Here is a 16,533-nt window from a genome sequence, read left to right as displayed (position 1 = left end):
TCGGGCAGGGAACCAGACGGAGGCAATTTTTGAAAGGTTGAGGGCCCGTGTTTTGATCGGGCAGACACGCGGCGCAGGCACCATACGGTGGACTGAACTGTGGCCATGGAAACGAAAAGGCCCCGCACATTTCTGGCGGGGCCTTTGGTATATTGGTTGGGATTTTTTTACAGGTTGGGGTAGATCGGGAAACGGGCGCACATGGCCTCTACTTCCGCTTTTACCTTTGCCTCGACGGCTGCGTTGCCGTCTTCGCCGTTGGCGGCAAGACCGTCTACGACTTCGATGATCCAGTCAGCGATCTGGCGGAACTCGTCCTCACCAAAGCCGCGTGTCGTGCCTGCGGGAGAGCCGAGGCGGATGCCAGACGTGACCATTGGCTTTTCAGGATCAAACGGGACGCCGTTTTTGTTGCAGGTGATGTGGGCGCGCTCCAGCGCCTTTTCGGTGGCGTTGCCTTTGACGCCCTTGGGGCGCAGATCAACCAGCAGGACATGGGTGTCGGTGCCGTGTGTGATCGTGTCGAGACCGCCTTTGATCAACTGGTCTGACAGGGCTTGGGCGTTCTTGATAACCTGCTGGATGTAGGATTTGAACGACGGATCGAGCGCCTCTCCGAAGGCCACGGCTTTGGCCGCGATGACGTGCATCAGGGGGCCACCCTGAATACCGGGGAAAATGGCGGAGTTGAACTTTTTCGCCAATGCCTCGTCGTCCGTAAGGATCATGCCGCCGCGCGGGCCGCGCAGGGTTTTGTGGGTGGTTGTTGTCGCCACATGCACATGCGGGAACGGGTTGGGGTATTCACCCGCCGCGATGAGACCTGCAAAGTGGGCGATGTCGGCCAGCAGGTACGCGCCAACGCTGTCTGCGATTTCGCGCATCTTGGCGAAATCGAGGGCGCGGGGAATGGCGGAACCGCCTGCGATGATCATTTTTGGCTGATGCTCTGTGGCGAGGCGCTGGACCTCGTCATAGTCAATCAGGTTGTCTTCGCGCTTCACGCCGTACTGGATGGCGTTGAACCATTTGCCGGACTGGTTCGGCTTGGCGCCGTGGGTCAGGTGGCCGCCAGCGTCGAGGCTCATCCCGAGGATTGTATCACCGGGCTGGAGCAGGGCCTGAAACACACCCTGGTTGGCTTGGGAGCCGGAATTTGGCTGGACGTTGGCAAAGCCGCAGCCGAAAAGCTGGCAGGCGCGGTCGATGGCGAGTTGCTCGGCCACATCGACGTGCTGGCAGCCGCCATAGTAGCGACGGCCGGGGTAGCCTTCGGCGTATTTGTTGGTCATCACGCCGCCTTGCGCTTCCATTACGGCGGCCGAGACGATGTTCTCGGAGGCGATCAGCTCGATCTCGGTGCGCTGGCGGTGCAGTTCTTTGTTGGTCGCCTCCGCAATGGCGGGATCGGTGTCTGCGAGGCTTCGGGTGAAGAAATCGGATGTTTTGGTCAACATGTGCGTGGCTCCTTGAGCGTGGGGTCCGTCATTGCTAGTTTCGTATCGGAAACTGGCCCCTGCGTGAAGATGTGAAAACGACAGGTTCCGTGATAGTTGCGCCGCGTGCGGGGTGCAGCCGTCTTTTTGCCGCATCGGGCAAATTGCATGGGGGGTGCTGGTGCCACTGGGGCTTTTGTGGTTCTCTGGGTGGAACACGGTGCGGATCGGAAACACAATGCCTGAGAAAATTGCCTTTTTGGCCAGCCGCACGCCTGTGGCGCAGACCGCGCGGGCGGCATTGATCGGGCGCTATGGGGATGTGCCTGTAGCGCAGGCTGATGTGATTGTGGCATTGGGCGGGGACGGGTTTATGCTGCAAACCCTGCACGAGACCCAAGAGCTGCCTGCGCCTGTTTACGGTATGAACCGTGGGACTATCGGCTTTTTGATGAACACCTATGTGGAGAATGATCTGCGCGCGCGGTTGGCAGCGGCCGAGGAGGCGGTGATTAATCCACTGTCCATGAAGGCAACGCATGTAGACGGAAAAATATCACACGCGCTGGCGCTGAACGAAGTGGCGCTGTTGCGGCAGGGGCCGCAGGCGGCGAAATTGCAAATCACGGTAGATGCGCGGCTGCGGATGCAAGAGCTGGTGTGCGACGGGGCACTGGTGGCGACACCTGCGGGATCGACGGCTTACAACTACAGTGCGCATGGGCCGATTCTTCCCATCGGGGCGGATGTATTGGCGTTGACTGCGATGGCGGCATTTCGGCCGCGACGCTGGCGCGGTGCATTATTGCCCAAAACGGCAACTGTGCGGTTTGATGTGCTGGAGGCTGAGAAACGCCCTGTGATGGCGGATGCAGACGGGACCAGCTACCGCGATGTGGCCAGCGTCGAGATACGCTCGGAGCCGAGCATATCACACAGAATCTTGTTTGATCCGGGACATGGACTGGAAGAGCGGCTGATTTCGGAGCAGTTTAGCTAGGGCGCGTTTGGGTCTGACTGCGGGATTGAGTTTAAAGGAAAAGAAAAGAAGCGTGGGTTGGTGAGGCGGTTTGTCTTTAACCTGCGGGTTTGATGTATTTCCATGTGATGTCTGCTGCGCGTTTGGCATCGAGCACGGGCGGCAGGACGGTGAGGACATCGCCTGTGCTGTCCATCAGATAGATCAATGATCCGTGGCTGTAGACGGGTCCATATTCGGGATCATTGTAGGCCAGCTTATGCTCGACGTTGAAAGCGGCATAGGAAGCATCGAGAGCGGACTGCGCCCCTGTCAGGCCGATGAACTCGGGATGAAAATTTGCCAGCGGGTCGGCCATATTGTCGACTGTGTCACGGGCAGGGTCCACGGTAATCATCACGGGACGCACGGTCTGGCCGCGTTGTGCCATATCGTCCACCACATCTGCCATCAGCGGCATCGCCACCGAGCAGATGCCAGGGCAGTTGGCATAGCCGAAAAAGACAAGCTGCGGCAGGCCGTCGGGGTCGATCTGGGTTCGGGTCTGGCCGTGCTGGTTGGTCAGCTCATACGCGCCGCCCACTGCAAAAGGCAGGGGCGCTTCTGCATGGGCAGAAGATGCGGACAAGATAGCGCAAAGCGTGAAGGCCGTACGGATCATTCAAAATGCTCTTCGATAAAGGCCGCGTCCTTCTCCAGCCCGAGGCCGAGATAGCCATCGCGTGCAATTTCGGCCTGAACGCGCGGATCGCGGCGGAACCACGGCCCTTTGCCTGCTGCATCAGGATTGGCTGCGGCCCATTCCTTGGTCCATTTGTTTGCTTTGACCCAATCGTCCGTGCCTTCGGCCTTGATCATCTGGACGAGGTATATGTTTTTGGCATTCAGGTCGGGATCGTCGATCAGCAAGCCATCCACGGTGACGGTCTGGTTGCAGAACGGGGCAAGCTCCACCGCGGCACCAGTGAAGGCGGGTTGGTTGTTCTTCATTGCGAGTACCAGCACGTTATCTGCGCTGCGCAGCAGACCCATCTGGCGTTTGCCTGCGCCGCAATCTTCGGGGCAGTCGCCTGTGAGTTCGCACAAAAGATCCACGACCTTTGCATCAAAGCGGGCGGGAACTTCGGCATATAGATCCCATGATCTGGCTTCGGAGTTTTCGGAGAAGTCCTGTGCAGCCAGAGGGGCGGCAAAAGCGAGGGCGGCGAGGGGGGCTAGAAATTTCATCATCATTTCGGCTCCGGAATAGCAAAACCAGGAACGGGGCCGTAGTCCTCATGGGTGAGATTGCTGATTGTGTCTTCGGCGATCACATCGGCCACAACGATATATTTGATGCCGTCACGCTCGTAGAGCATCCCGTCGGCGGTCACATTGTAGCTGGCCAATTTGAGGGTTGTGTCGCCACCTGCAGACTGGTCGTCTTTGCCGACCTTCAGGACCATGTAAACCTCGCCGTCTTCACCAAGAATGCCGACGGGAATACCGCCTGCGCTGCACCATAATGCGCAGGTGTGATGTGCGGTGCCTACGACAGCGTCAGGGCCGCCCATGACGCCAGAATAGTAACACCAAGTGTCGATGACTTCACCTTTGACCTGAATACGCTCGGGGTCGGCTGCGTGGGCCGCTGTTGCGCCAAAGAAGAGTGCGGCGCAGAGGCCGAGAGAAAATCGCATGCGTATGCTCCTAATATGTAGACGCAGCGTAAGGCCGAAAACGCTGCTGCTGCAAGGATTGTTTTGAAATGATGGAACCATCGCGGCTGTGTCACGTTGGATAGGTGAAGCAGCTTGGCTGTGCGCACAGCGGCATTGGACGAGTTGGAAACACAGACAGATAGATTGGAGACCCGTTATGAACTGGGACACGATTCAAGGTAACTGGAAGCAATTCAAAGGTCAGGCGCAGCAGAAATGGGGCGATCTGACGGAAGACGATCTGGACAAGGCCGAGGGCAACCGCGAAGAGCTTGAAGGGCGTATTCAGGAAAAATACGGCAAGACAAAAGAGCAGGCCAAAAAAGAGGTCGACGAGTTTATGGCAAGCCTCTGAGGGCCGCCACAGACATGAAAAAGGCGGTCCCTTGCGGGGCCGCCTTTTTCGTTCATCCCTTGGCGTAGCCAATGGCCTGTAGGGCTGTTTTTATTTCGTCCAGAATGGCGGGATCGTCGATCGTGGCGGGGAGTTTGAAATCCTCGCTATCGGCGATTTTGACCATGGTCGCCCGCAGGATTTTGCCTGAGCGTGTTTTTGGCAGGCGGTCCACCACCAGCGCCAGTTTGAAGGCTGCAACGGGGCCGATCTGGTCGCGGATGCGCTTGACACATTCTGCAGTGATCTCGGCGTGGGGGCGGTTCACGCCATTGGTAAGGCATACAAAGCCCATCGGCGCTTGACCCTTGAGCGGATCGCTGACGCCGATCACGGCACATTCGGCCACGTCGGGGTGACCTGCGAGGACTTCCTCCATCGCGCCTGTGCTGAGGCGGTGGCCCGCCACGTTGATCACATCATCGGTGCGCGCCATAATGTAGAGGTATCCATCCTCGTCGATCATGCCTGCATCGCCTGTCTCGTAAAACCCCGGGAAAGTGGTGAGATAGCTTTTGCGGAAGCGGTCTTCGGCGTTCCAGAGCGTTGGCAGCGTGCCAGGCGGCAGGGGGAGTTTCACGGCAATCGCGCCCAGCTCTCCTGCGGGCATGGGGTGGCCTGCCTCGTCGAGGATTTGCACATCATAGCCCGGCATCGGCACGGTGGGAGAGCCGATCTTGACGGGCAGTGCCTCAAGCCCTGCAGGGTTGCCCGCGATGGTGAAGCCCGTTTCGGTCTGCCACCAGTGGTCATATACTGGTTTGCCCAGCACATCCTGCGCCCAGATGATTGTATCTGGATCGGCGCGTTCGCCCGCGAGGTAGAGGGCGCGCAGGCAGGTTAGATCGTATTTCTTGACCTCGAGGCCTTTGGGGTCTTCGCGTTTTACGGCGCGGATGGCTGTTGGTGCGGTGAAGAAGCTGCGCACGTTATGTTCCGAGATCACGCGCCAGAAAGTGCCTGCATCGGGGGTGCCGACGGGTTTGCCCTCAAACACAACGGTCGTGTTGCCGTGGATCAAGGGGCCGTAAGCGATATAGCTATGCCCGACGACCCAGCCCACATCCGAGGCGGCCCAGAAAACATCGCCGGGATCGACGTTGTAGATGTTCTTCATCGTCCAGTTGAGTGCGACGAGGTGGCCCGCCGTATGGCGTACAACACCTTTGGGCGCGCCTGTCGTGCCAGAAGTATAGAGAATATAGGCGGGATGGTTGCCTGCGACGGGCACGCAATCGGCAGGTGAACCTGCGGCAATGGCTGCGTGCCATTCGATATCGCGGCCCTCGACCAGTTCACAGATCTCCTGTTCACGTTGTAGAATGATGCAGGCTTCCGGCTTGTGGGTCGCCATGTCGATCGCGCCGTCGAGCAGGGGTTTGTAATGCACGGTGCGGTTCGGCTCCAGCCCGCATGAGGCGGCGATGATCGCCTTGGGCGCGCAATCGTCGATGCGCACGGCCAGTTCGTTTGCAGCGAAACCGCCAAAGACGACCGAATGCACGGCGCCAATGCGCGCACAGGCCAGCATGGCTTCGATCGCTTCGGGCACCATGGGCATATAGATGATAACGCGGTCGCCCTTTGTGACGCCTTGCGCCACCAGCGCCCCAGCAAGGCCAGCAACGCGGGTTTGCAGCTGGGCAAACGTGATGGTGTCTTTGGTGCCTGTGATGGGGCTGTCATAGATGATGGCGGCCTGATCGGCGCGGCCGTTTTCCACGTGGCGGTCTACGGCGTTGTAGCAGCCGTTTACCTGCGCATCCGCGTACCATTCATACAGATCGCCGCCTTTGTCGAACAGCGCGCGCTGGGGCGGCGTGACCCAATCGATGGCCTGTGCCTGTTCCAGCCAGAACGCCTCTGGATCGTCCTTTGCGGCCTTGTATACCTGTGCATAACCCATGCGATATCCTCCCTGAATTTGCACAAGTGGTGGCGCAGGTGCGCCGTGGCGGCAAGAGTAATACGCAATTTCGGAAGCTTCGATGTAAAATAATTTACTGCCCTGCTTTGTGTAATTACAGACCGTGCGGGGTTGCTCCGCTGTTGCAAAGCTGGCACCTTTTGCAGATGAGCCTCTGCTAGGGCTTTGAAAGTAAATATTTCCTTGGGGGGAAACACGATGAAGATTTCTTTTGCCTTTGTAGCGGCAGCGGGTCTGTTGTTGGCGGGGTGTACGCAGACGGTATATCCTGACGGGGTTTTGGCCGGTGACGCGCTGACCGAGCGGTTGACCAACACCAAACTGGTGCTGCGCCCTGTGATGGATACCAAGCCCCGCAAGGGGCAGGCGACTCAGTTCATCGTAAAAATGCTGCCTTCGGGCGAATCGACGTGGGAAAGCAACGGACGCTACCCGCGTGAGTCGCTGAGCCATTGGGAAGTCCGCGGCAACCTGCTGTGTCTTGAGGACCCTAACCGCCGTTTCCGCGATGCACAGCGCAGAAAAGACGGGCGCAAAGCAATCAAGCGGCCCAAAAATGCGGGCTGCGGTGTGGTTGCGATCAAGGGCAATTTGATCACCATTCACGCGCCAAAAGGGTCATATTCACCCAGCCGTGCGCTGACAGGGCGTATCAGCCCGCTGTAAGAGCGACCCAACAGCCAGAGTTATTGAAACCGCGCCAGATTTGGCGCGGTTTTTGTATCTGTATTGCCTAGCCGTATTGCGCCACGGGCGTCCCTGCGATGGCTGCCATGTTCAGCAGCCCGCGCGCAGTGATCGAGGGGGAGACGACGTGGGCACGGTTGCCCATGCCCATCAGGATGGGACCAACCTCCAGCCCGCCGCCCTTCATTTTCAGAATATTGCGCACGCCTGATGCGGCATCGGCGTGGGCAAAGATCAGCACGTTAGCCGGCCCTTCCATGCGGTTGCCGGGGAACTGGCGGGCGCGCAATTCGGGATCAAGCGCCGTGTCGATGTTCATCTCGCCTTCATAGCAGAAATCATGGTTGCCTTCGTCGAGGATCCGGATCGCTTTGCGCAGGCGGCTCCCTGATCCTTCACCCTGATTGCCGAACTGCGATTGCGAACACATGGCGACATTCGGTGTCAGGCCAAAGCGGCGGACATGGCGCGCGGCACCGATTGCGATTTCGGCCAGTTCTTCGGGGTTCGGGTGCTGGTGGACTTGGGTATCGGCAATAAAGAGCGGCCCGTCCTCAAGGATCATCATGGAAAGCGAGCCGTGCGGCGCGAGGCCGTCGCGGCCCAGCACCTGACCGATGTAATTGAGATGCCAGCGGGTTTCGCCAAAAGTGCCGCAAATCAGGCTGTCGGCCTCTTCGCGGTGGACCATGACCGCGCCAATGGCAGTGGTGTTTGTCCGCATCACAGCGCGCGCAATATCGGGCGAGACGCCGCGCCGCGCCATAAGGCTGTGATATGTCTCCCAATAGTCGCGGTAGCGGGGATCGTTCTCGGGGTTCACCACATCCAGATCGCGCCCCAGCTTCAGCGTCAGACCTGCCCGTTCCATTCGCCGCTCGATCACTTCGGGGCGGCCAATGAGGATGGGCCGCTCGGAGGTTTCTTCCAGCATGGCTTGGGCGCAGCGCAGCACGCGCTCGTCCTCGCCTTCGGCAAAGACGATGCGGCGGGAGGTGGCGCGGGCGGCTTGGAACACGGGCCGCATGAGCAGCGCGGATTTGAAGACCGAGCTGTCGAGATTGGCTTTATAGGCCTCGATGTCGGCGATGGGGCGGGTTGCAACGCCTGTCTCCATGGCGGCCTTTGCCACGGCGGAAGAAACGATGCCTACAAGGCGCGGATCAAAGGGTTTGGGGATCAGATAATCCGCCCCGAAGGTCAGCTGTTCGCCACGGTACGCGGCGGCGGCCTCGGCGCTTGTGGTTTCGCGGGCAAGGGCGGCGATGCCTTCGATACAGGCGATCTTCATCTCGTCGTTGATGGTGGTCGCCCCTACATCCAACGCCCCGCGAAAGATGAAGGGGAAGCACAGCACGTTATTGACCTGATTGGGAAAATCCGAGCGGCCCGTGGCGATGATCGCGTCAGGAGCTACGGCGCGGGCGGCGTCTGGCATGATTTCCGGATTGGGATTTGCCAGTGCAAAGATGATCGGGCGCGGGGCCATTTTGGCGACCATATCGGCGGAAAGAACATTGGCACCCGACAGGCCGAGGAACAGATCGGCATCATGGATCACATCGTCCAGCGTCCGCAGATCGGAGCTTTGGGCGTATTCTGATTTGATCGGGTTCATATCGATTTCGCGGCCCTCATGGACCAGCCCGTGAATATCGCACAGCCAGACGTTCTCACGCTTGACCCCCAGCTTGAGCAGCATGTTGAGGCAGGCAATGCCCGCCGCACCGCCGCCTGTGCTGACGATTTTGATATCCTCGAATTTCTTGCCTGCCACATGCAGCGCGTTGGTGGCCGCAGCCCCCACAACAATGGCTGTGCCGTGCTGGTCGTCGTGGAAAACGGGGATGTTCATCCGCTCGTTGCAAATCCGCTCAACCGTGAAGCAATCGGGGGCTTTGATGTCTTCGAGATTGATGGCGCCGAATGAGGGCTCCAGCGCGCAGACGATATCGGCCAGTTTTTCGGGGTCGGACTGGTCTACCTCGATGTCGAAACAGTCTATACCTGCGAATTTCTTGAACAATACGGCCTTCCCCTCCATCACGGGTTTGGAGGCCAGCGCGCCGATGTTGCCAAGACCCAAAACGGCTGTGCCGTTTGTCACCACCGCCACCAGATTCGCACGGGACGTATACAGAGCGGCGGTAGAGGGATCTTTCTGGATTTCGATACAGGCCTCTGCCACGCCAGGGCTGTAGGCACGGGCCAGATCGCGGCCATTTGCCAAGGGCTTGGTTGCGCGGATCTCTAATTTGCCGGGTTTGGGAAGCGCGTGATAGTCTAGCGCGGCCTGACGTGTGTTGGCATTATCGGTCATTTTTAGCCTCCTGCGGATATTAGTTTAATATTAAACTATTGCTCTGGAAACGCTAGCGCAGATTTATGAAGGTGTGGTTGTCTTTGCGCTGCTGCTGGGAAAATTCATGCGGAAAACCCTTCGCATCTGTGCGCAGCTAAGGCTAGGGTAGAGAGCCAATCGGTGAGGAGACCAGCGTGACAGATTTGCGGCAAGCGGCCATGGCGGTGCGGGAAAACGCCCATGCGCCCTATTCGAATTTCAAGGTAGGGGCCGCGTTGCGCGGGGCGTCTGGCACGATCTATCGTGGCTGTAACGTCGAGAATGTAGCCTATCCCGAAGGCACTTGTGCCGAGGCGGGCGCAATCGCTGCGATGGTAGCCGCGGGTGAAACCGTGTTCACCGAAGCCTATGTGGTGGCGGGATCGCCGCTGCCTGTGACACCCTGCGGCGGCTGCCGACAAAAGCTGGCAGAGTTCGGGGCAGGCGATGTGGTTGTGACTATGGCCACCGTTGACGGGGTTGAGCGGTGCCTGAGCATCGCCGGGCTGTTGCCCGGTGCTTTTGACCCATCGTTTCTGGGGGGCTGAATGGACGCGCAAACAATACTGGCCAAACTGCGCCATGATGTGGCGCTTGATGCGCAGGAATTGACATGGATCGCGGGCGCGCTGGCAGATCAGAGCCTGAATGATGCGCAGGCAGGGGCCTTTGCCATGGGGGTCTGCCGCAACGGGCTGGATGAGGCGGGGCGCGTGGCGCTGACGCAGGCCATGTGCGCCTCGGGGCAAGTGCTGGCGTGGGATCTGGACAAGCCTGTGCTGGATAAACACTCCACCGGCGGGGTGGGCGATTGCACCAGTCTGGTGCTGGCCCCTGCGCTGGCGGCTTGCGGCGCTTATGTGCCGATGATTTCGGGGCGCGGATTGGGCCACACCGGTGGCACACTGGATAAACTGGAGGCTATCCCCGGCGTAGGGGTGATGCTGGACGAGGCGCGGCTGCGCGCGGTTGTGGGGCAGGTTGGCTGTGCCATAGTGGGCGCCACGGGCGATATCGCTCCGGCGGACAAGCGGCTTTATGCGGTGCGCGATGTCACCTCGACCGTGGACAGTCTGGATCTGATCACGGCCTCTATCCTCAGCAAGAAACTGGCGGCGGGGCTGGATCGACTGGTGCTGGATGTCAAAACGGGCTCTGGCGCGTTTATGAAAGACATCGGTGCTGCTCGGAAGTTGGCGCAGGCGCTGGTGGGCACGGCAAATGCCGCTGGATGCCCCACGCGTGCGATCATCACGGATATGAGCCAGCCTGTTGTGCCGAGCCTTGGCAATGCGCTGGAGGTGGCCGAGGTGATGGCGGTGCTGTGCGGTGGTGGCGCTGGCCCGATTGTTGACCTTTGCGCGGCGCTGGGCGGTGTGCTGTTGGCGGGCGCGGGGCTGGCGCGGGACGGCGATGCGGGCGCTGCACAGATCAGGCAGGCCATCGCCAGCGGTGCCGCCGCCGAGCGGTTCGGCGCGATGATTGCTGCACTGGGCGGTCCTGTACGTTTTGTCGAGGAATGGCAGCGGTTCCTGCCCGAAGCGACGGTGATGCGTGAAGTGACCGCACAAGAAGCAGGCGTTGTGCTGGGCATGGACGGTGCCGCCCTTGGCAGTGCTGTTGTCGCCTTGGGCGGTGGACGGCTGAACGTGGGCGACAGGATTGACCCAGCGGTGGGTCTGTCGGATGTGGTGCGTCTGGGGGCGCGGGTTGAAAAAGGCCAGCCGCTGGCGGTGGTACATGCCGCGCGGCCCATGCAGGCCGACCGTGCAGTTGCCGCCGTGCGCGCGGCGATCACGCTGGGCGAGGGGCCTGCGCGGTTGCCTGACCTGATATTGGAGCATGTAACCTGATGACTGCGCGGGCATTTTTGGTGGTGATGGATTCGGTGGGCATTGGCGGCGCGCCGGATGAGCATACATTTTTCAACGGGGATGTTCCTGATACGGGCGCCAACACACTCGGTCATATCGCGCTTGCCTGTGCCAAGGGTCTGGCTGAGGAAGGGCGCAGCGGGCCGCTGCGCGTGCCTACGCTGACCAGCCTCGGGATCGGGGCCGCGCTGGAAGATGCGAGCGGTCTGGAACTTGCTGATTTGGATGCGGATATTTATGGCACATGGGGCGCCGCAACAGAAATATCGCGGGGCAAGGATACCCCGTCAGGCCATTGGGAGTTAGCGGGACTGCCCGTGCCGTGGGAGTGGAAGTATTTCGAGCGGGTTGAGGACTCGTTCGATGCCGATCTGGTCGCCGCTGTGTGCAAGGCAGCTGGGACGGACGGTATCCTCGGGAACTGTCACGCGCCCGGCACCGCGATTATTGAGGAGTTGGGCGCAGAGCATATGCGCAGTGGCTGGCCCATCTGCTATACTTCGGCAGATAGTGTGTTTCAGATTGCCGCGCATGAAGAGACATTCGGGCGGGAGCGGTTGTTGCAATTGTGCGCGGATATCGCGCCCTTGCTGCATGCGCAGCGTGTGGGCCGTGTGATTGCGCGCCCTTTTGTGGGGGATGCGGCGCGCGGTTTTGAACGGACCGCCCACCGCCGCGACTATGCCATTATGCCGCCGCGCCCTGTGCTGAGCAACTGGGTGCAGGACGCGGGGCGTGCCACGTTTGCGGTGGGCAAGATTGGTGACATTTTCTCGATGCAGGGGTTTGACGAGGTGCGCAAAGGTACGGATGCGCAGCTGATGGGGCATCTTGGTGATCTGGTTCGTGACGCGCCCGACGGCAGCCTGACCTTCGCCAATTTTGTGGAGTTCGACAGCCTTTATGGGCATCGCCGCGATGTGTCGGGCTATGCCCGCGCGCTGGAATGGTTCGACGCCGAAATTGGTGTATTGCTGGGCGAGCTGCGTGAGGGTGATATCATGGTGCTGACCGCAGATCACGGAAATGACCCCACTTGGGTCGGCACCGACCACACGCGTGAGCGTGTGCCTGTGCTGGTATCAGGCGTAGGGGCGGGCAGCCTCGGGCATATCGGATTTGCGGATGTGGCGGCTTTTGTTGCGCGCCATCTCGGGGTAAGGGTGCCCGCAACACATCAAGGAGCAATAACATGAGCGAGCAACATCTGACTGTGGTGGATCACCCGCTGGTACAGCACAAGCTGACCATTATGCGTGACCGCGAAACGCCGACGGCCGTGTTCCGGCAGCTGCTGCGCGAGATCAGTCAGTTGCTGGCCTATGAGGTGACGCGCAATCTGGCGATGACCACCAAGCGGATCGAGACGCCCATGCAGGCAATGGATGCGCCAACGCTGGACGGCAAGAAGCTGGCCTTGATCAGTATCTTGCGTGCGGGCAATGGATTGCTGGATGGTGTTTTGGAATTGATCCCCTCGGCGCGGGTAGGGTTTGTCGGGCTCTACCGTGACGAAGAAACGCTGCAACCTGTGCAGTATTATTTCAAAGTGCCTGACGCCATGGAAGACCGCTTGGTGATTGCGGTAGATCCGATGCTGGCCACGGGCAACTCTTCTGTTGCGGCGATTGATTTGCTGAAGCAGTCGGGGGCGACGAATATCCGCTTTTTGTGTCTGCTGGCAGCGCCCGAAGGTATTGCGCGGATGAAAGAGGCGCATCCCGATGTGCCGATCGTCACGGCCTCGGTCGATGAAAAGCTGAACGAGGTCGGATATATCGTGCCGGGCCTTGGGGATGCGGGCGACAGGATGTTCGGCACCAAGTAACGCGCGGCAGGACGGATCGCGGCGACGATTCGGGGCAGAATAGGGCCAAGCGCCGCTCTGCCCCCAAGATGTTGCGGCTCGGCGTAGGTAATTACGCGAAATTCCTGCATAATGTGGCGAAACTGTGGCGATTGTTGCGACGACAGCTAGACTCCCCCGCGGGGCTTTGACATTCTGGCCTCTATATTCTGTGGGGGCATGAATGAAACTTACTAGACTTGTTGTAATCGCACTTATTTCCGGATCGCTGAGTGCGGGGGCCGCGATGGCCCAGACCCGTCCGGGCAGTGAGCCGGCGGAGTTTCCGCCATCGTCCTACAAGGGCAAACAATATGTAGACAGCAAGGGCTGTGTGTTCATCCGCGCGGGCATTGATGGCAACGTATCCTGGGTGCCACGTGTGACGCGCAAACGCTCGGGCGTTTGCGGGTTCAAGCCGACCTTTGCCGGCGCGGTGAGTGAGCCTACACCTGTCGAAACCGCCGCCTCTACGCAGATTACCATTCCTGCGCCGGTTGCAGCGGCTGCCACACCCAAGCCTGTATCGCGTCCCGCCCCCAAGCGTGTGGTACGTGCAGCACCAGCACCCAAGCCCAAGCCGAAAGTTGTGCGTCAGGTAGCAAAGCGTCCGCCGCCCATTGTTGAGAAAGTAGCTCAGCCTGCGCCGGTAATGCGCAAAACGGTCAAAGTTGCGCAAAGTGGCAATGCGGCCTGTTCCGGTGCTTCGGCGATCAGCAGCCGTTACTTGCAGCGTGGCAAATTGGCTGTGCGCTGTGGCCCGCAAACAGCGCCGATTGTTGGGGCGCGGATTTCCAGCGCGCCTGTTCCGCGTGCGGCGGCACCCGTCGTTGTGCGCCGCGAGGTTGCGGCAGCACCGCAGCAACCTGTGCGCGTATCCCAGCATCGCCGTATCGTGCCGCGTCATGTTGCCGTGAAGCGTGTGAATACCACGAATGTACATGTGCCGCGCGGGTACAAGAAGGTCTGGACGGATGGCCGCCTGAACCCCAAGCGCGCCGAGCAGACGCTGGCGGGCCACAAGGCGATGAACCTGATTTGGACATCGACCGTACCGCGCCGTCTGATCAATCAGGCGGATGGCAGCGATGTGACTGCCTCGGTGCCGCTGGTCTACCCCTATACGGATTATGCAGCGCAGCAGCGCAATCTCGGCGAAGTCACTATTGTCCAACGCAATGGTCAGACGCTCAAGCGGATCGTGCGGAACGTGACGGATGTGTTCAGCGCACCGCAGCGTCAGGCGCGTGTGGCCACTGTGCAGCGCCAGCCCACGTATTCGAGCCGGTCTGCCCCCAAAGCCGCCCCCAAGGCGACAGCGAAGCGTGCCCAGCCCAAAGCCGAAGTCGCAGGGCGTGGTTTTGTACAGGTTGGTGCCTTCACAGATACCGAGGCAGCGCACCGTCTGGCTAAAAAGGTGCAGCGTATGGGCATGCCAGTGCGTGTGGGCCGCTATACCCGCAACGGTCAGACAACGCGTCTGGTTATCGCTGGTCCCTTCGGCGGTCAGGGTGATGTGAGCCGCGCGGTCAATCGTTTGCGTGGCGCAGGCTACAACGCTTTCGCCCGCTGAACGCGGTCACAGAAAGACTATACTGGCCCGTCAGAGAGGATCTGGCGGGCCATTTCTTTTGCCCAAGTGGCATAGATGACAGGGCCGGGGTGAAAGCCGTCTTCTGCCATGTCGGTGACGTCCAGCATGTCGGGTAAAAGGACATAGCGGGTGTCCGGCTCATGTCCGAGCGCGGTGCGCAGGGCCATATCAAAGCGCACAGCGCGGCGGCCCAGCAACCATCGCAAGGGGTTGGGCAGCAGCGGGAAAGCCCCGAGGGGTGGCACTTGGGAGATATAGAGCCGTTGAGCGCCTTTGCGGTCACGCAAAACTGCGCGCAGGAGGCTGTGTGTGCGCAGCCATCGCGGCATGGGACCGCCACGGATGACGTCATTCACGCCAAGGATCACGATTGCGATGTCGGCGGCGGGCAGCGTCTCGGCTTGCAAGCGTGCCAGCGTTGTGGGGGTGGTGGCACCTGTGCTGGCAATCAGGTGCCAGTGGACTGTGTGATGGGATGACAGGGCGGCAGCGAGCTGCCCTGCAAGGGCTGCGTCTTGGGTGGGCGCCCCGACACCAGCGGCAGAGCTGTCGCCGACAATCAACACGCGGAGCGGTGGCCCTGACCCGCAGGTCGCGTTGCGCGGGCCTGTGGCCTCTGGCAAGCGCAGGGCCGCTTTGCGCACGCCAATGGCCTGGATCAATAGCAGGGGAGACAAGATCACGGTGGTGAGGGTATCGAGGATCACCCGCCGCAGACCCCTTGCAGGCGCAACCATGTGCTATCGGCCAGCAGCGGTTCGGTCTCGCGGTTTTGCATGGGGTCGCCCTCAATCAGGTCCAGCACGGATTCGCCCGTGATGTCGCGGGCGCGGGCGTAGGGTGTGGACCGCAGATCGGAGGCCTCGAACAAGGCCAGTAGATTGGCAGTATCGGGGATGCCAGAAGGCGCGGTCATGAGGTATTCGGCGTAGGCATCCAATGCGCCCCCCGATATTTCGCCTGTGGTGAGCAGACGGAAGTTCTCCCAAGGGCCTGTCACATCCAGCAGATCGGCCAGCGGATCACGCTCTACCTGCAAGGCCAGCTCGGCGAGGATGTAGCCAGCGGCGACATCGGGCTCTTCCCAGTCTTCGAACACAGAGCGGTCCAGCACGATCACGCCTCCGGGCAGGTGCAGGGCCGCACGGCCCAAGGCGGGGACGACCGCCAGCTTGGGTGTGTCAAGCCGCCCGCCCAAGCGCCGCAGGGCGCGCAGGCCTGCACTGTCGCTGCACAGCGGGCCTGTGACGCGCTGCATCCGCTCGATCAGGGCGACGCCGATTGCTTCGCGTTTGACCTGTGGCACGACACGCAAGGTGTTGTCGCGCATGGCACCCGGCAGCCAGAACACCACCAATGCCGCCACAGCAGCAACAGACAGGCCTGCCCCCAGCCAGCGCAGACGGCCCGGGCGCGGGCGGCTTTTTGCGATGGCGCGGCGCAGGGTCTCGATGGCGTCGATCATCTCGTTCTCATGCTCGGGCAGCTCAAGCGTTTCGCCAGGATCACCATCGGGATGGAAGATTGCGGTGGTGGTTTTATCCTCTCGGCGCGCGACCGCAGCGAGAGACCAATGAGTGATCGCCTGATCGTTCATGTCTGCGATCATCAGCGTGGCATTCCCGATAGAAACAATCACTTCGCGCCGCTGCCCGTCAGGCGTTGCGCGCCACAGGCCTGTAGCCTCTAGCCTGTCATATTTGGTCAGCGCAGTCATTCGGGGTGTATGCTCGGGGTTGTTTCAGACGCTACATT

Annotated in this window: 16 protein-coding genes; 8 read left to right on the top strand and 8 right to left on the bottom strand. The window is 60.6% G+C overall.

Going from position 1 to position 16,533, the window contains the following annotated elements:
* Positions 1–167: 167 nt before the first annotated feature.
* The gene (gene glyA, locus Q0903_RS02435; protein WP_299024785.1) at positions 168–1,457 is read right to left on the bottom strand and encodes a serine hydroxymethyltransferase; all 1,290 of its coding nucleotides are present in this window, start codon (positions 1,455–1,457) and stop codon (positions 168–170) included.
* A 217-nt stretch (positions 1,458–1,674) separates the two neighbouring features.
* On the opposite strand from glyA, the gene Q0903_RS02430 reads away from it, so the two are divergent.
* The gene (locus Q0903_RS02430; RefSeq protein WP_299024782.1) at positions 1,675–2,436 is read left to right on the top strand and encodes an NAD kinase; all 762 of its coding nucleotides are present in this window, start codon (positions 1,675–1,677) and stop codon (positions 2,434–2,436) included.
* A 76-nt stretch (positions 2,437–2,512) separates the two neighbouring features.
* Here the strand turns inward: Q0903_RS02430 and Q0903_RS02425 are convergent, their stop codons facing one another.
* The 3 genes from Q0903_RS02425 to Q0903_RS02415 are packed head-to-tail and all read right to left on the bottom strand — an operon-like array spanning position 2,513 to position 4,094.
* Positions 2,513–3,076: an SCO family protein gene (locus Q0903_RS02425; RefSeq protein WP_299412553.1), complete on the bottom strand. Its 564-nt coding sequence runs from the start codon at positions 3,074–3,076 to the stop codon at positions 2,513–2,515.
* On the bottom strand, positions 3,073–3,648 hold the full coding sequence (locus tag Q0903_RS02420) for a hypothetical protein (RefSeq protein WP_299412550.1): 576 nt from the start codon (positions 3,646–3,648) through the stop codon (positions 3,073–3,075). Before Q0903_RS02420 ends, Q0903_RS02425 begins: the two co-directional genes overlap by 4 nt.
* The gene (locus Q0903_RS02415; protein ID WP_299024776.1) at positions 3,645–4,094 is read right to left on the bottom strand and encodes a hypothetical protein; all 450 of its coding nucleotides are present in this window, start codon (positions 4,092–4,094) and stop codon (positions 3,645–3,647) included. Before Q0903_RS02415 ends, Q0903_RS02420 begins: the two co-directional genes overlap by 4 nt.
* 178 nt (positions 4,095–4,272) lie before the next feature.
* On the opposite strand from Q0903_RS02415, the gene Q0903_RS02410 reads away from it, so the two are divergent.
* Positions 4,273–4,470, top strand: a complete 198-nt coding sequence (locus Q0903_RS02410; RefSeq protein ID WP_299024775.1) for a CsbD family protein — start codon at positions 4,273–4,275, stop codon at positions 4,468–4,470.
* A gap of 52 nt (positions 4,471–4,522) precedes the next feature.
* Here Q0903_RS02410 and Q0903_RS02405 read toward each other — a convergent pair whose 3' ends face one another.
* The gene (locus tag Q0903_RS02405) at positions 4,523–6,415 is read right to left on the bottom strand and encodes a propionyl-CoA synthetase (RefSeq protein WP_299024773.1); all 1,893 of its coding nucleotides are present in this window, start codon (positions 6,413–6,415) and stop codon (positions 4,523–4,525) included.
* A 219-nt stretch (positions 6,416–6,634) separates the two neighbouring features.
* Between Q0903_RS02405 and Q0903_RS02400 the strand changes: the two genes are divergently transcribed.
* Positions 6,635–7,102 (top strand): hypothetical protein, encoded by a 468-nt coding sequence (locus Q0903_RS02400; RefSeq protein WP_299024771.1) that lies wholly within the window; start codon positions 6,635–6,637, stop codon positions 7,100–7,102.
* Between the two features lie 67 nt (positions 7,103–7,169).
* Here Q0903_RS02400 and Q0903_RS02395 read toward each other — a convergent pair whose 3' ends face one another.
* Positions 7,170–9,443 (bottom strand): NADP-dependent malic enzyme, encoded by a 2,274-nt coding sequence (locus Q0903_RS02395; RefSeq protein WP_299412546.1) that lies wholly within the window; start codon positions 9,441–9,443, stop codon positions 7,170–7,172.
* 176 nt (positions 9,444–9,619) lie between these two features.
* Here Q0903_RS02395 and Q0903_RS02390 point away from each other — a divergent pair, with 176 nt between their 5' ends.
* The 5 genes from Q0903_RS02390 to Q0903_RS02370 all read left to right on the top strand — a co-directional run bounded on the left by Q0903_RS02390 (position 9,620) and on the right by Q0903_RS02370 (position 14,757).
* The gene (locus Q0903_RS02390) at positions 9,620–10,012 is read left to right on the top strand and encodes a cytidine deaminase (RefSeq protein WP_299412543.1); all 393 of its coding nucleotides are present in this window, start codon (positions 9,620–9,622) and stop codon (positions 10,010–10,012) included.
* A complete protein-coding gene (locus tag Q0903_RS02385; RefSeq protein WP_299412540.1) occupies positions 10,013–11,317 on the top strand; it encodes a thymidine phosphorylase in 1,305 nt (434 codons plus the stop codon). It begins immediately after the preceding gene.
* Positions 11,317–12,534, top strand: coding sequence for a phosphopentomutase (locus Q0903_RS02380; RefSeq protein WP_299412538.1), 1,218 nt, complete (start codon positions 11,317–11,319; stop codon positions 12,532–12,534). Before Q0903_RS02385 ends, Q0903_RS02380 begins: the two co-directional genes overlap by 1 nt.
* Positions 12,531–13,166: a uracil phosphoribosyltransferase gene (gene upp / locus Q0903_RS02375; protein ID WP_299024761.1), complete on the top strand. Its 636-nt coding sequence runs from the start codon at positions 12,531–12,533 to the stop codon at positions 13,164–13,166. Before Q0903_RS02380 ends, upp begins: the two co-directional genes overlap by 4 nt.
* A gap of 202 nt (positions 13,167–13,368) precedes the next feature.
* Positions 13,369–14,757 (top strand): SPOR domain-containing protein, encoded by a 1,389-nt coding sequence (locus Q0903_RS02370; RefSeq protein ID WP_299024759.1) that lies wholly within the window; start codon positions 13,369–13,371, stop codon positions 14,755–14,757.
* A gap of 17 nt (positions 14,758–14,774) precedes the next feature.
* Here the strand turns inward: Q0903_RS02370 and Q0903_RS02365 are convergent, their stop codons facing one another.
* Together Q0903_RS02365 and Q0903_RS02360 are read right to left on the bottom strand one after the other, a co-directional pair.
* Entirely contained in the window at positions 14,775–15,485 is a 711-nt protein-coding gene (locus Q0903_RS02365; protein ID WP_299412536.1) for an SGNH/GDSL hydrolase family protein, read from the bottom strand.
* Positions 15,482–16,495, bottom strand: coding sequence for a hypothetical protein (locus tag Q0903_RS02360; RefSeq protein ID WP_299412533.1), 1,014 nt, complete (start codon positions 16,493–16,495; stop codon positions 15,482–15,484). Before Q0903_RS02360 ends, Q0903_RS02365 begins: the two co-directional genes overlap by 4 nt.
* Between the last annotated feature and the right edge of the window lie 38 nt (positions 16,496–16,533).

This window comes from uncultured Sulfitobacter sp. (assembly GCF_947502895.1).
In the GTDB taxonomy this organism is placed as follows: Bacteria; Pseudomonadota; Alphaproteobacteria; order Rhodobacterales; family Rhodobacteraceae; genus Sulfitobacter.
Note: the sequence above shows the minus strand (reverse complement) of the source record. Positions and strands in the feature narration are given on the sequence as shown.

What these genes read in the sequence shown, in the direction of transcription:
- glyA (WP_299024785.1), bottom strand. Translation starts at nt 1,457, where the DNA reads ATGTTGACCAAAACATCCGATTTCTTCACCCGAAGCCTCGCAGACACC.
- Q0903_RS02430 (WP_299024782.1), top strand. Translation starts at nt 1,675, where the DNA reads ATGCCTGAGAAAATTGCCTTTTTGGCCAGCCGCACGCCTGTGGCGCAG.
- Q0903_RS02425 (WP_299412553.1), bottom strand. Translation starts at nt 3,076, where the DNA reads ATGATCCGTACGGCCTTCACGCTTTGCGCTATCTTGTCCGCATCTTCT.
- Q0903_RS02420 (WP_299412550.1), bottom strand. Translation starts at nt 3,648, where the DNA reads ATGATGATGAAATTTCTAGCCCCCCTCGCCGCCCTCGCTTTTGCCGCC.
- Q0903_RS02415 (WP_299024776.1), bottom strand. Translation starts at nt 4,094, where the DNA reads ATGCGATTTTCTCTCGGCCTCTGCGCCGCACTCTTCTTTGGCGCAACA.
- Q0903_RS02410 (WP_299024775.1), top strand. Translation starts at nt 4,273, where the DNA reads ATGAACTGGGACACGATTCAAGGTAACTGGAAGCAATTCAAAGGTCAG.
- Q0903_RS02405 (WP_299024773.1), bottom strand. Translation starts at nt 6,415, where the DNA reads ATGGGTTATGCACAGGTATACAAGGCCGCAAAGGACGATCCAGAGGCG.
- Q0903_RS02400 (WP_299024771.1), top strand. Translation starts at nt 6,635, where the DNA reads ATGAAGATTTCTTTTGCCTTTGTAGCGGCAGCGGGTCTGTTGTTGGCG.
- Q0903_RS02395 (WP_299412546.1), bottom strand. Translation starts at nt 9,443, where the DNA reads ATGACCGATAATGCCAACACACGTCAGGCCGCGCTAGACTATCACGCG.
- Q0903_RS02385 (WP_299412540.1), top strand. Translation starts at nt 10,013, where the DNA reads ATGGACGCGCAAACAATACTGGCCAAACTGCGCCATGATGTGGCGCTT.
- Q0903_RS02380 (WP_299412538.1), top strand. Translation starts at nt 11,317, where the DNA reads ATGACTGCGCGGGCATTTTTGGTGGTGATGGATTCGGTGGGCATTGGC.
- upp (WP_299024761.1), top strand. Translation starts at nt 12,531, where the DNA reads ATGAGCGAGCAACATCTGACTGTGGTGGATCACCCGCTGGTACAGCAC.
- Q0903_RS02370 (WP_299024759.1), top strand. Translation starts at nt 13,369, where the DNA reads ATGAAACTTACTAGACTTGTTGTAATCGCACTTATTTCCGGATCGCTG.
- Q0903_RS02360 (WP_299412533.1), bottom strand. Translation starts at nt 16,495, where the DNA reads ATGACTGCGCTGACCAAATATGACAGGCTAGAGGCTACAGGCCTGTGG.